The 12,682-nt window shown below is 30.5% G+C and carries 18 protein-coding genes; all 18 read left to right on the forward strand.

Going from position 1 to position 12,682, the window contains the following annotated elements:
• Positions 1 to 26: 26 nt before the first annotated feature.
• A complete protein-coding gene (locus ACJAX4_RS16640; RefSeq protein ID WP_435790572.1) occupies positions 27 to 188 on the forward strand; it encodes a hypothetical protein in 162 nt (53 codons plus the stop codon).
• A 21-nt stretch (positions 189 to 209) separates the two neighbouring features.
• Positions 210 to 608, forward strand: coding sequence for a hypothetical protein (locus ACJAX4_RS16645; protein ID WP_435790573.1), 399 nt, complete (start codon positions 210 to 212; stop codon positions 606 to 608).
• A gap of 62 nt (positions 609 to 670) precedes the next feature.
• Positions 671 to 1,072 carry a replication terminator protein gene (locus ACJAX4_RS16650; RefSeq protein WP_435790574.1) on the forward strand — a complete coding sequence of 134 codons (402 nt, stop codon included), beginning with the start codon at positions 671 to 673 and terminating at the stop codon, positions 1,070 to 1,072.
• Positions 1,073 to 1,118: 46 nt separating this feature from the next.
• Complete coding sequence (locus ACJAX4_RS16655) at positions 1,119 to 1,838, forward strand: hypothetical protein (protein ID WP_435790575.1); 720 nt, start codon at positions 1,119 to 1,121, stop codon at positions 1,836 to 1,838.
• Positions 1,839 to 2,102: 264 nt separating this feature from the next.
• Positions 2,103 to 2,504, forward strand: a complete 402-nt coding sequence (locus ACJAX4_RS16660; protein WP_435790576.1) for a hypothetical protein — start codon at positions 2,103 to 2,105, stop codon at positions 2,502 to 2,504.
• A 2-nt stretch (positions 2,505 to 2,506) separates the two neighbouring features.
• Complete coding sequence (locus tag ACJAX4_RS16665; protein ID WP_435790577.1) at positions 2,507 to 3,238, forward strand: hypothetical protein; 732 nt, start codon at positions 2,507 to 2,509, stop codon at positions 3,236 to 3,238.
• A gap of 257 nt (positions 3,239 to 3,495) precedes the next feature.
• Positions 3,496 to 4,485, forward strand: a complete 990-nt coding sequence (locus tag ACJAX4_RS16670) for a tyrosine-type recombinase/integrase (protein WP_435790578.1) — start codon at positions 3,496 to 3,498, stop codon at positions 4,483 to 4,485.
• A gap of 13 nt (positions 4,486 to 4,498) precedes the next feature.
• On the forward strand, positions 4,499 to 4,945 hold the full coding sequence (locus tag ACJAX4_RS16675) for an ECF-type sigma factor (protein ID WP_435790579.1): 447 nt from the start codon (positions 4,499 to 4,501) through the stop codon (positions 4,943 to 4,945).
• A 208-nt stretch (positions 4,946 to 5,153) separates the two neighbouring features.
• A complete protein-coding gene (locus tag ACJAX4_RS16680; RefSeq protein ID WP_435790580.1) occupies positions 5,154 to 5,372 on the forward strand; it encodes a hypothetical protein in 219 nt (72 codons plus the stop codon).
• 4 nt (positions 5,373 to 5,376) lie between these two features.
• Positions 5,377 to 5,997 (forward strand): tyrosine-type recombinase/integrase, encoded by a 621-nt coding sequence (locus tag ACJAX4_RS16685; RefSeq protein ID WP_435790581.1) that lies wholly within the window; start codon positions 5,377 to 5,379, stop codon positions 5,995 to 5,997.
• 272 nt (positions 5,998 to 6,269) lie between these two features.
• On the forward strand, positions 6,270 to 6,752 hold the full coding sequence (locus ACJAX4_RS16690) for a Xaa-His dipeptidase (protein WP_435790582.1): 483 nt from the start codon (positions 6,270 to 6,272) through the stop codon (positions 6,750 to 6,752).
• Between the two features lie 23 nt (positions 6,753 to 6,775).
• The gene (locus tag ACJAX4_RS16695; protein ID WP_435790583.1) at positions 6,776 to 7,141 is read left to right on the forward strand and encodes a hypothetical protein; all 366 of its coding nucleotides are present in this window, start codon (positions 6,776 to 6,778) and stop codon (positions 7,139 to 7,141) included.
• Between the two features lie 17 nt (positions 7,142 to 7,158).
• On the forward strand, positions 7,159 to 7,608 hold the full coding sequence (locus ACJAX4_RS16700; protein WP_435790584.1) for a hypothetical protein: 450 nt from the start codon (positions 7,159 to 7,161) through the stop codon (positions 7,606 to 7,608).
• A 118-nt stretch (positions 7,609 to 7,726) separates the two neighbouring features.
• The gene (locus tag ACJAX4_RS16705) at positions 7,727 to 8,194 is read left to right on the forward strand and encodes a phage terminase small subunit P27 family (protein ID WP_435790585.1); all 468 of its coding nucleotides are present in this window, start codon (positions 7,727 to 7,729) and stop codon (positions 8,192 to 8,194) included.
• Positions 8,191 to 9,864, forward strand: coding sequence for a terminase TerL endonuclease subunit (locus ACJAX4_RS16710; RefSeq protein WP_435790586.1), 1,674 nt, complete (start codon positions 8,191 to 8,193; stop codon positions 9,862 to 9,864). The genes ACJAX4_RS16705 and ACJAX4_RS16710 overlap by 4 nt, the downstream gene beginning before the upstream one ends.
• Positions 9,865 to 9,875: 11 nt before the next feature.
• Entirely contained in the window at positions 9,876 to 11,078 is a 1,203-nt protein-coding gene (locus ACJAX4_RS16715; protein WP_435790587.1) for a phage portal protein, read from the forward strand.
• The gene (locus tag ACJAX4_RS16720; protein ID WP_435790588.1) at positions 11,079 to 11,696 is read left to right on the forward strand and encodes an HK97 family phage prohead protease; all 618 of its coding nucleotides are present in this window, start codon (positions 11,079 to 11,081) and stop codon (positions 11,694 to 11,696) included.
• Between the two features lies 1 nt (position 11,697).
• The coding region (locus ACJAX4_RS16725) for a phage major capsid protein (RefSeq protein WP_435790589.1) at positions 11,698 to 12,682 on the forward strand (985 nt) is incomplete at its 3' end.

Genomic DNA, 12,682 nt, shown 5'->3' on the forward strand with positions numbered 1-12,682 from the left:
GAAAGTAGGTATCAATATGGCTGATTATGAATAATAAAAATATATTTAATTTAAAAGAAATTGCACTGGAGGTAGACAAGCTTATTAAATTCTCTACGGAAATGCAAATTTTAACTAGATATAACGGTGGAGAGAAAGCTAATATTCAGAAACTTAGGTTGTGGTTATATAGTATTTTAAAAAAATAAAAAATAAGGTGGTATTAATTTATGAGTAGAATAACAGCTTTTAAAAATAAAATTAATAGGCTAGAAGAGAAAAACAAAGATCTAGAAGTAGCAAATATAACAAGGGAATCTATTATTTTGAAACATAGAAAAGATTTAAAAATACTTAGAGATACTGTTATAGACCAGAATATTAAAATAATAGAGCATGAAGAATCTTCTACCTTTCAATTTTTAGTAACAAAAGAGAAAGAAATAATTTTGTTAAAGCAAGAAGGACAGTGCAAGCAAATAGATATAGATAGTTTGGTGGACAAGTTATATAGAGCAAATAAAGGTTTAAGTGAGGCAAATGAAACAATCTCTAAATTACACAATTATATTAAGATGCTAGATGATAAAAAAATTAAAAATAGACTTAAGAAAATGTTTATAGGTTAATTACTGTAAAACAAGTAAGTAAGCGCAATCTGCGCCCTAAATAAATTTAAAAGGAGAAATATATGAGTAAAAATTTCAGTATTGAATCACTAGCAGATGGAGCAATAGCAGAGCAGGTAAATGCATCAATAGAAAAGGTGTTAGAAAATATCGCAGACTTGAATACACCTTATAAAATCAAAAGAAAATTAAACATAGTATTGGTTTTTGATGCTGATGAATCCAGGGAGATGTCTGAGGTTGGAGTGACTATAAAAGCAACTTTAGCACCTGCAACACCAACTAAAACTAGAATTCTAATTGATAGGGATAACAAAGGCAAAATAGTTGGAGCTGAATATAAAAAGCAGATAAAAGGACAAACAGAAATGGTACTTGAGTGTGATGAGGATGGAGTAGTAACCAATGATCCAGAAGCAAAGAAAGAAGATCTAAAAGGCTTAAGACTAGTAAATAACAAATAATCACCTACTCATCATGAGAGGTTAAGATTTATAGGAGGATTTCATTATGAACGAACAAAATTCAAAGGAAGCATTACAGTATTTAGTCGGTTTAGGTCAAGATAGATTTCAAAGATTTATAGCAGCAAATGGGTTTGAATATACAACTCAAGGAATTAATAGAGTAATAGAGCCTACACCTTCATCAATTGAGGCTTCAACGTTAACTTCTCTAGTTGACTACATTAAAGGTAACATTGATGAATTAGGTAAGTTGATAATTCAAGTGGAGAGTCCAACAAAGGTTAGATTATCCTCAGAACTTAAATTGGAAAAGCACAGAGAAGAATATATGGTATGTAATGCAATTGTGCCTAGAGTAATTTTTGATAACTTCATAGAAACAGAAAAATTTAATATCATGCTGCAATCAAATTTTGTGAAGAATAATGATGTTGAGAAACTACTAATTGTAACTGGGAAAATTAGAGATGAAGCAGTTAAAGAAACTGGTGATGATGGCATATCCCAGTCAGTAACAGTTAAAACTGGAGTAGCATCAGTGGGAGCAGTTGTTGTTCCTAACCCAGTCATTTTAGCACCATATCGAACATTCCCGGAAATAGATCAACCTGCAAGTAAATTTATTTTTAGAATGAAAGAGGGTCCGTTAGCGACAATCATAGAAGCCGATGGTGGAGCATGGAGAAACGAAGCAATGGAAGGTATAAAGTTATTTTTAAAAACAGAATTAGTTGAGATTGCTGATTTAACGATAATTTCATAAAAAAATAATGATATGAGAATGGAAACATGGGATTCCATTCTCATATAAACAGATTAGTTAAGTCGGACTTGCTAAAATTTGCGAAATAATTGTTGAAATGGATATTACGAATAATGATCTTTGAAAATTAAATATTACGGTGTTGAAAAATAAGGTAGAATGTCATGTTTATACAAAAACTGTGATTATTTATATGAAAATATGCTATAATTACCATTAGTAAGATGACATTAAATAAAATAATGAATCTAAGGCGGTGAGAAAATGCCTATTTCAATTGAAATAAACGATATTCTTTTACAAGGGTTTACTGATGAAGGGATATTGCTATTAAAAAAGGAAACCGAAAAATACGTAAAGGAAATAATAATGGAATCAGATAGAATAGAGGCTACTATAAGGGGATCACAAAATAATTCTTCCGAAATAAGTAGAATAGTTGTTGAAACGGCGATTTCTTCACAAAATAATCTGTTTAAGAAAAAGAAAAGATCAAAATTAAAGATATGTGCTCAACTTGCTTCGATGATACTTTTATTTGTTGCAGGTATTATTTTTAATGTTGATGAATTCCAAATAAATGTTTGGTTAATGGGTTGCTTTATTTTAGTATCAATCGTTGGATTGACTTGCGGAATCGTAAGTATCATGATTGGAGATGAGTAAATATGAAAAAAATTGAACGATCTTTAGACCGTGGTTCACAACTGTTGTTAAAGATACTTGCTGAAGAGTATAAGGAAATGTTAATAAAATCTTTACTTAATGATGATGCATTTACTGGAAATATTGATAAAAGACGTATTATTGAAAAGGATAGGGAAATTAAAAATTTAATCAATAAGAACAAGCGAGAAACCAAAACAGAACGTTATTATAAAATATTAACTATAGTTGGGTTAATTTATACAATAATGGGTGCTATTTTATATGTTTTTACTAATTACAAATTTAATGAATTTAATAATAATAATGATCTTTTATCAATGTTGATAATGATTGTTGGTATTGCCGTTGTTGCCTTATCTTACATCATGAAAATTCTTAAATTAGATTTTAAAATTTTAAAACGAAAAAAGGATAATCGAACGAATACAAAATCAGAAATTATAGAAACACAGAAATATATTATTTTGGACCGTTGGGTTCAATTTGAAAATTTATCTAGAAGTATAGCTAAAAAACTAGATTTTCAGAACCAAGATAATCGAATAAGTACATTGATAAGATATCTTACTACAAATACAATTATTGATGCAAAAGATAAAGAGGTCGTGACTAGTGTATTGAAGTATAGGAATGAAATAGTTCATGGAGTATATCTAGAAACTAATAATGAAGAAGTTCAAGATCTTACAATTGGAATAGAAAAGGTTATAGAAAAATTAGAACAGATTTAACGTCAATAAACAATATTATTATTACTATTTTATTGGTAAATTAAAAACCGAACAATATTAAAAATACCGTATTATTCAATTAATGAATTTTACGGTATTTTGCGTCGTACTTCAAAAATATTGTAAACCAAAAAACAAATAAAAAGAGAGCTGCACACCTACGAAAGTAAACAGCTCTCAATATCCCAACTTAGGAGACATTGACAGTATATCATATGTATCCTACAAAACAAAAGATAAATTAGGAGGAATACAATATGTCAATTGCAAACAATGAAATTATAATAAGATTAGTAGGTAAGTTAACTTTAGAGTTCCCAGATATAGATCAGTTAAAGGTGAGACAAATTGCAGAAGAGGTTTTATATAAATACGATATCATACCCCAAGAAACGGGGCTAGTGGCATCTGATATAGAGGATAGGGTAGTAATTTATTTAGCTTGTAAAAAGTTAGATGGTTTAAGTAAAAAAACTTTAAAAAACTACAATTATGAATTGATAAGGTTTGCAAGTCATCTTATAAAGCCAATTGCAGCAATTACTACTATGGATCTAAGAATGTATCTGGCGCAAAGATGTAAAAATCTCAGACCATCCACTACAAATACACAAATATACACATTAAGATCCTTCTTTAAATGGCTTCACGAAGAAGAGTATATTCCTAAAAATCCAGCAATTAAGCTAAAGGCTACCAAAGAACCAATAAGGGAGAGAAAGCCTTTAAGTGAAGAAAATGTAGAAATATTTAGACAAGCCTGTATAACAGATAGAGAAAAAGCACTTACCGAGTTTATATATAGCTCTGGTTGCAGATTGTCCGAGGTAGAGGGTGTAAATATATCAGAAGTAAATTGGCATGAACGGACACTCATGGTAATAGGTAAGGGAGATAAAGAGCGAGAAGTTTGTTTTAGTATCAAGGCAAAAGTATTAATGAAAAAATATTTATTATCAAGAAAAGGCACTGTCGAAGCATTATTTATAACATCTAAAAACCCATTTAAGCGTTTAGGTGGTAGAAGTATTGAAAGAGTAATAGAAAAAATAAAAATTAGAAGTGGACTAACAGTGGATATTTTTCCTCATATTTTCAGACATTCTATGGCAACACATTGTATTAACGCTGGTATGCCAATTCATATTTTACAAGAGTTGATGGGCCATACTACTGTAGCTACTACTCAAATTTATGCAAAAACAAGCAAAGAAAATATAAAACATGAACATAGAAAAATTTCTTAATAAAATCTAAGGAGTGATTATTATTTACGCTATTAATACTTATAAAGACCTATGTACAGAAATAGATATAGCTAACATGAACATATCAAGACTTAAAAATGAGAAAAAAAGTTTAGAGGGATTACTTAAACCACCAGGAGAATTAAAAGCACAAACTTATTCAGATATGCCACATGGATCTATGAATTTTACAACTTTAGAAAGAACTATACCTAGAATTAATAAAATTGATGTAAAGCTAGAGAGAGAAAATATAATTTTAAAAGGTATGATGGAACAAAAAGAGCTGATGAATATTAAATTAAGATCACTAACAGGAATGCAATATAAAATTGTTAAGCTGAAAGATGTTGATGGACTAAATTGTATACAAATATCACAAAGATTAAATATAAGCGAAAGAACAGTAAAAAGAGCCATGGCAATAGTTAAAAAAGAAAGACGGAAAATAAACAATTAAAAATATTTTCAACGTGGCACGTTTTGTCCCTTTTCCTAGATTATAGTATGTATAACAATAAGTTTCATAAAAAACCCCCTTTTTTATGATAAAACAAGTGCTGGTAATAACTGGTGCTTGTTTTTTTATGCTAAAACAGTGGAATGGAGGAACATTCGTCTAAGATATTTTATATCTCTAAAAATAAAATATAAGGAGCAGTGAGGATATGGTAAGTATCTATACAAGCTATGTGTGTCCAGGTTGTAAAAAACAATTAGTTTTATTAACAGAAGAAGTAGACAATATGTGCAAGGATAAATATTTAGCATGTCCTTATTGTGGATGCAGACATATTAAAAAGCAGAGTGCTGGTGATAATCTAAAAGAATGTATGAAAGAAAGTGCATATAAAAGAGTCCATGGATCACTGAGGCAGGTGAAATAATGCAATGAGAAAAAAAGGTAAGAATACAGCGATAACAATAAAAGACCCAAAAGATTTACAAAGAATTGCAAATAGATTAAAAGAATTTAATTACGATGCTTATATTCTATGGAGCATAGGAGTTAATACGGGTTATAGAGGTAGTGATTTAGTAAAGCTTACAGTTGGAGATATAAAAAAGGCTATTGCTACTGGTGAATTAATAATACTAGAAGAAAAAACTGAAAACACTAGGAAAATTCCATTTGAGAGAAGTGTTATTTTAAGCAATAAGCTATTAAACATATTAAATGATTATGTCAAAGAAAAATATGATTCTGAGTATGTTTATTGGTCAACCAAAGGAGAAGGAATTGCTCCATTTAAAAAAAATATTGAAAGAGGATATCTAGGGAAGATATTTAAAAGAGCAGTTACGGAACTTGGTATTTCTGAAAAAACAGTAGGAACCCATACAGCTAGAAAAACTTATGGCTATTTTCAATATATTGAACATGATAAAGATATTCATCATGTTCAAAAATTATTTGGTCATTCAAGGCCGGATATAACTATGGATTATATAGGATTAGATGATGATATATTGCAAGAAGCAGCACAGACAATGGATAAATATGTTTATTAAAGATATGGGAAATATTCATTTTTTTTATCCCTTAATACCTTACTTTTAAGGCTAAAGATATTGAATGTATAAAAATTGATGCATATATTAGTAGAAATTAATAAATAAAAATACCTTAGAATGTAAGAGTATAAGGTCAAATACACTTTAAAAACACTGAAATATGGATGAAAATATTTGGGAAAAGCAAGGCAAATAGTTAGGTTGGGAAATGTTAAGAATAATCGTAGCACCTTAAAAGTGAAAGTGCTACGATAATGAGGTGATAAAATATGGGAAGAAGTAACAGTTTTGAAGAAATAATAGAAAGCCACTTAGACCAGATAGAGGCTTGGATTGAAGGTAATAATACAGACAAAGAAATTGCAATAAAACTTGGAGTTGCATATTCCACTTACAGGAAATATAAAACATCAAATGCAGCGCTAAAAGGGCGAATTGCTACGGCAAAAGATAAGAAATCGCAAGAGGTTGAAAAAGCAGTATATAAAAAGTGTATAGGTTATAAATACACAGAAGAAGTTGCAACAAAAATTAAAACAGAAGTGCTTGCAGAAGATAAGAAAACAATTTTAGTCCAGGAAAGTGTAGTTGTAAGTGAAGTTAAAAAGTATTCGGGACCTGATCTGGGCGCACAAAAGTTTTATTTAACTAATAGATCATTTGCTAGCTGGAAGTGTGATCCTCATAAAATAGAAAATGATAAGAAGCTTACTAAGCTTAAAGAAAAAGAAGTTAACTCAAATGTAATATAATAAGAATGAGGGAGTGATTATTAATGCCACAAATTATAACGGTAGACGGTAAGAAATATAGATGTATAGATGGTGAACCAATATTAAAAAAATCAAGTGCAGGTAAAGAAATAACGGTTAGTATAGGTATGGATGATACAAATTTAAAGGTTAAACTTAATGAAATAGAAAAGCAAATAGATAGGATAATAGAAAAACAAAAACATATAGAAACATTTAGAATCAATACTATCCATACAGGGGTAATCGAAAGCATGCCAATGTCTAGTGCGGTAGGATTAAAACCATTAAGCAATAACATAACCATTAATATGAATGGATCTATTGATACAGATACAGTAACTGAACACATATCAAAGTCTATTAAGCTTGCGTTATCAAATATATAAGTTAATGAGGTTAGTGGATGCCTAAGAAGAGTTGTAAATATTGTGGTATAGTTCCATTCAATCATGTGTGTCCAGTAACTACTAAGGCAAAGAATGATAGAGATGCTAAGAGAGAAGATAAGAGCATTTATTGGTCAACGAGATATAGGAAGCTAAGAACAGAGGTGTTAGAGTATCAAGATAATATATGTCTATGGTCTCTATATGTAGAGGGAAAAATAGTACAGGCTAATGTGTGTCACCATATTATAGAAATAATGATTGATGATAAGTTAGCATATGATAAGGAAAATTTCATAGGGATAGATAAGGGTATACACAGAGATACAGTGCATAGGTTGTATAAGATAGATAAGGAAGCAACGCAAGACATACTTAGAGAGTGCATGAGCTTATGGAATAACGGTGTTAAGACAGAAGGTTTAGGAGCGTTAAAAGAAATGCTAGAGGGGATTAAAGAGTCATAGTGCCCCCCACATAATTTTTAAGATTCTATAAAGACCGCAATCACCGACTGTGGAGGAAACCTTGCACATAATCTGTAAAATGAAGTTTTTAAAATTTTAAACAAAGGAGGTTTTAAATTTGGGAAGACCATCCAAATCTGCGATAGTTTTATCAGAATGTTCTCAAACAAAAGAAGAGATAAAAAAAAGAATAGAAAACGAAGAAAAATTAAAAGGAAAAGCAGATAAAATAAATCCACCTGATTATTTAAGCGATAATCAAGTGGATTTATTCAATTATATAAAAAGCGAATTAGAAGAAAGTAAATTATTAAGCAATTTAGATGTTTATATTTTAGCAAAATGTGCAATTGCTATTGATAGACTACAATTTATAGAAAAAAAGATTAATAATAACCCGCGATTATTATCAGTGCAAAATCCATTAATGAGTAATAAGAAGAATTATGACGCTGATTTTTTTAGGTGCTGTAATGAATTATCTTTATCCCCACAATCGAGAGCTAAACTTGGAAATATAAATATCCTAGCAGAAAAAGAAAAAGAAGATCCTTTATTGATAGCTCTAAAACGTAGAAAAAAATGACACCTAAAAAAAGTGAAGCTTATAAGTATTGTGCGTGGTGCTTAAAAAAAGATAATGACAAGGTAGGATTTTATATTAAGAAACAAGCTCAAGCTTGGAAAAACATAGTAGATAACAAAGATAAAGAAGCAATTATAGATAAAAATATGTTTGATCTTGTATGTGACATTTTAAAATTAATAATACATCCTGATTTAAGAGTGTCTATGTATGATGGTTTGGAGAGATATCAGTGGTTTGAAATAATAGCAACATTATGCACATGGTCCAGAAAAGAAGATATAAGATATTACGAAACTTCACTTCTTGAAATAAGTCGTAAAAACTACAAGACATTTACCGCAGCCATTATTTTTATATTGGGAATGTTAATAGAACCTGAATTTTCTAGATTTTTCAGTGTAGCACCTGATTATAGTTTATCTAGTGAATTAAAACTAGCAGTAAAAAAGATTATTAAATCAAGTCCTATACTAGAAGATAGATTTAAAGTTAAAAGGGATATGATAGAATGTCTTTTAAATGATTCGACTTATGTTCCATTAGCTTATTCTAATGATAAAATGGACGGTAAAATGGCAAACATATTTTTAGGTGATGAAGCGGGGGCTATGGATGATTACCCTATAGAAGCTATGAGAAGCAGTCAAATAGCACTTAAGAATAAACTAGGCATAATAATAAGTACACAATATCCTAATGACAATAATGTAATGCTTACCGAAGTAGATTATGCTAAAAAAGTACTGGATGGGTTTATTGAAAATAAGAGATATTTTAGTTTGCTTTATGAACCTAATATAGAATTAATAGAGCACTGGCAAATAAATGATTTAGCAATATATCAATCTAATCCAGTAGCAGTAGATAGTCCTATGATATTTAAAGCGATTAAAGATAAACGGATCATGGCCATTATGTATGAAAGTAAAAGAGAGAATTATTTATGTAAACATAATAATATTAAATATAGTGGAATAGGTACTGAGGGATATGTAAACAGTGAACAAATTAAGGCTTGTAAACTTAAAGTACCGTTTGATTGGAATGGAAGAGATGTATATTTTGGTGGAGATTTAGCAGAGACTGTAGATAATTGTGGATTTGATATGGTAACTTATGATTATGAAAATCAAGAAGTTATATGCAAATCATGGGCAATGATACCAGGCGGAAGAATAGTAGAAAAAACTTCAAAGGAAAACATAAGGTATCAAGAATATATTGACAAAGGCTATTGTTATGCGAAAGGTGATTTGGTTATTGATTATGATTTTATAGATAATTTTATAGATATGATAGTTGAAAAATATAAAGTAAATGTTGTCCAAGTAGGATATGATATTAGAAATGCTAGAGCATCTGCACAAAAATGGGAAGCTCAAGAGTATGAATGCGTAGAAATTAAACAACATAGTTCTGTATTACATCCTACTATAAAATGGCTCCAAGAGTTAATACTTAATAAGAAATTTAAATATGAAGAAAATGAACTTCTTGAAATTAACTTTGTAAATTGTAGGCAGACAGAAGATACTAACAAAAATAAATATTTAAATAAAAAGAAATCAGCTGGTAAAATAGATATGATTTTTGGATTAATTGATGCAATGTATCTATTAAATGAAGAATTATTGAAGAATGATAATGGATTCGTAGTACAAACTTAAGGGGTTAGGAGGTGATTAAAATAAAATGGTTTAAGAAAAAAGAAGAAACTAGAATGACATTAGAAGAATTTCTACTAAGTTCTGCAATTTTGCCGGATGATATAACATTAGAACAAGCTTTAAATATCCCCACTGTATTAGCTTGCGTGGAAATGATTAGTAAAACTATAGCGATGTTGCCTGTAAAGCTATATAGCGAGTTAGATGGCAAGGTTACAGAGATAAAAGACAACAGAGTCGATCTTTTGAACGATGATACAGGGGATACGCTCGATGGTTATCAATTTAAAAAAGCTATGGTAACGGATTATTTATTAGAGGGCGCGAGTTATGCCTATATAAATAGGGAAAGAAATAAAATAAAAAGCCTGCATTATATAGAACATAGGCATGTTTCGGTAGTTGTAAATTTAGATCCTATTTTTAAATCACACGATATTAGAATAAATGCAGAACCGTATAGGGATTTTGAATTTATTAAACTAATAAGAAACACAAAGGATGGAGTAACTGGTAGGGGAATTATTAAAGAAAATCAGAAAATATTATCGGTTGCTTATAATACGCTCGTTTATGAAAATAATCTTGTAAAAACTGGCGGTAATAAAAGAGGATTTTTAAAATCTGCCAAGAAATTAACGGAAACCGCTATGGATGCTTTGAAATTAGCATGGAAAAACCTTTATGGTGATACAGATGAAAACATGATTATACTCAATGAGGGTATGGAGTTCCAAGAAGCTAGCAACACTAGTGTTGAAATGCAGTTAAATGAGAACAAGAAAAGTAATGCAATGGAAATATGTAAACTATTCAATGTTCCTTATAGGATGCTAGAGGGTGGAGCAACAGAAGAGGATAACAACAATTACACAAAAAATTGTATACTGCCTATTTTAAAAGCTAATGAAACCGCACTAAATAAAGAACTACTTTTATCGAAAGAGAAGGGTTCTTTTTATTTTGCAACAGATACTAAGGAATTTATGAAAGGTGATCTTTTAAAAAGGTATCAAGCCTATGAAATAGCTATTAAAAATGGCTTTTTACAATGGGATGAAGTACGATATGCCGAAGATTACGAGCCTTATGATTTGAATTTTATTAAATTAGGATTGCAAGATGTGTTGTTTAATCCAACGACTAAAGAAATTTATACTCCGAACACTGATAAAACCAATAATATAGATAATCCGACGAAAGGGGGTGAATAAATGCGTATAGAAATACGGAACGATAGTGTAATTATTGACGGATATGTAAATGCAGTTTTAAGAGATTCCAAGCCTATCCCAAGACCTGGTGGAAAATTCGTTGAACAGATAATGCCGAAAGCTTTTGAAAGGGCGCTAGGCAAGGCCTTAAATGTAGATATATTATTAAATCATAACAAAACTAGAAAATTAGGTTCAACAGTGGATGGAAACTTAGAATTATTTGAGGATAATATAGGTTTACGCGCCATTGCAACTATAACGGATGCAGAAGTTATGGAGAAAGCCAGAAAAAAAGAATTGCGCGGTTGGAGTTTTGGATTTTACAGTGATAAAGACAAATGGGAAGATGTTGGCGAAGGCCTACAAAGAAGATTTGTTGAAGAATTGGAACTCACAGAGGTATCAATTATAGATAATACCAGGATGCCAGCTTATATAGGTACAAGCATCGAAACGAGAGATGATAAAGAAGTAACGGTAGAAACTAGAGAAGAAGATTCTAAGGCTATTACGGAAGATATAAGCGTAAAGGAAGAAAAAAGAGAAGAAGTTAAAATAGATTATTCTATCCAGGAAAATGAAATACAAATTTTAAAAATGAAAGGTGGAAAATAAAATGAAAAAAATTATTAAAAGAATTTTAGAACTAAGATCACTACCAACACTAGTGGAGCAAAGAAATGTATTATTAACTGAGATGGATGGCATTGTTGCTAAAGCTAAAGAAGAAACTAGAGCATTTGCAGAAGCAGAAAGCACAAGATTCGAAGCAATAAAAGTTGAGGTTGCTGCAATAGATAAAACTTTAAAAGCAGAGGAAGAAGCTAGAAGCTTTGAAAAGAAAGAAGAAAAGAAAGAAGAAACTAGAACACAGGAAGAAATGGACAATGAAGAACTAAGAAATATATTTGGTGGCAAGGTAGTTGAAAAGAGATCTGATGCAATGAACACAGGCACACCAGCACAAGGTGGAATTGTAGTTAATGAAGTACTTACAGGCGCTATTATAAAAGATATCGTAGATAGAAGTGATGTATTAAAATTCTTTAATTCGACTTCTATTCCAGGAACTTTAAGAATACCTAAGAAAGCTTCAAGCGGTACCGCTTCTTGGGAAGATGAGCAAGTTGAACCTGATGCAACTTCCAAAGCTTCAATAGCAACATTAGAAATGCTAGAATTAGGGCAAAAAAGACTTTACAGAGAAAGCGCATTAACACAACAAATGATAAATGTACAAGAATTAGACTTAAGAAGTTTCATTATAGACGACATTTCGGAAACTATGGGTGATGCTTTAGAATTAGCAATATTCCAAGGGGACGGAGTAAAAAGACCTTTAGGTATTTTGGGATCAGTGCCAGCTGCAAGTAAAATAGCGTTAACCGTTAGAGGTACGTTGAATTTAGACTATTTCAAAAAATGTAAAGCTAAATTAAAGAAAGCGGCACAGAAAAAAGCTAAATGGTTCATGCAAGCAGATACTTTACTAGCAGTAGATTTATTAAAGGATGCAGACGGTAGACCACTATTACAACCAGACCTAACAAAAGAAAGCGATTATACTATTTTAGGTTTACCGGTAGAAATTACTGATGCTA

This window comes from Clostridium sp. (genome assembly GCF_051278035.1).
Lineage (GTDB): Bacteria > Bacillota > Clostridia > Clostridiales > Clostridiaceae > Clostridium_AD.

Excerpts from the sequence above, each read along its gene's own strand:
- ACJAX4_RS16665 (WP_435790577.1), top strand. The coding sequence starts at position 2,507 with ATGAAAAAAATTGAACGATCTTTAGACCGTGGTTCACAACTGTTGTTA.
- ACJAX4_RS16690 (WP_435790582.1), top strand. The coding sequence starts at position 6,270 with ATGGGAAGAAGTAACAGTTTTGAAGAAATAATAGAAAGCCACTTAGAC.
- ACJAX4_RS16680 (WP_435790580.1), top strand. The coding sequence starts at position 5,154 with ATGGTAAGTATCTATACAAGCTATGTGTGTCCAGGTTGTAAAAAACAA.
- ACJAX4_RS16710 (WP_435790586.1), top strand. The coding sequence starts at position 8,191 with ATGACACCTAAAAAAAGTGAAGCTTATAAGTATTGTGCGTGGTGCTTA.
- ACJAX4_RS16650 (WP_435790574.1), top strand. The coding sequence starts at position 671 with ATGAGTAAAAATTTCAGTATTGAATCACTAGCAGATGGAGCAATAGCA.
- ACJAX4_RS16670 (WP_435790578.1), top strand. The coding sequence starts at position 3,496 with ATGTCAATTGCAAACAATGAAATTATAATAAGATTAGTAGGTAAGTTA.
- ACJAX4_RS16720 (WP_435790588.1), top strand. The coding sequence starts at position 11,079 with ATGCGTATAGAAATACGGAACGATAGTGTAATTATTGACGGATATGTA.
- ACJAX4_RS16655 (WP_435790575.1), top strand. The coding sequence starts at position 1,119 with ATGAACGAACAAAATTCAAAGGAAGCATTACAGTATTTAGTCGGTTTA.
- ACJAX4_RS16700 (WP_435790584.1), top strand. The coding sequence starts at position 7,159 with ATGCCTAAGAAGAGTTGTAAATATTGTGGTATAGTTCCATTCAATCAT.
- ACJAX4_RS16660 (WP_435790576.1), top strand. The coding sequence starts at position 2,103 with ATGCCTATTTCAATTGAAATAAACGATATTCTTTTACAAGGGTTTACT.
- ACJAX4_RS16645 (WP_435790573.1), top strand. The coding sequence starts at position 210 with ATGAGTAGAATAACAGCTTTTAAAAATAAAATTAATAGGCTAGAAGAG.
- ACJAX4_RS16695 (WP_435790583.1), top strand. The coding sequence starts at position 6,776 with ATGCCACAAATTATAACGGTAGACGGTAAGAAATATAGATGTATAGAT.
- ACJAX4_RS16640 (WP_435790572.1), top strand. The coding sequence starts at position 27 with ATGAATAATAAAAATATATTTAATTTAAAAGAAATTGCACTGGAGGTA.
- ACJAX4_RS16685 (WP_435790581.1), top strand. The coding sequence starts at position 5,377 with ATGAGAAAAAAAGGTAAGAATACAGCGATAACAATAAAAGACCCAAAA.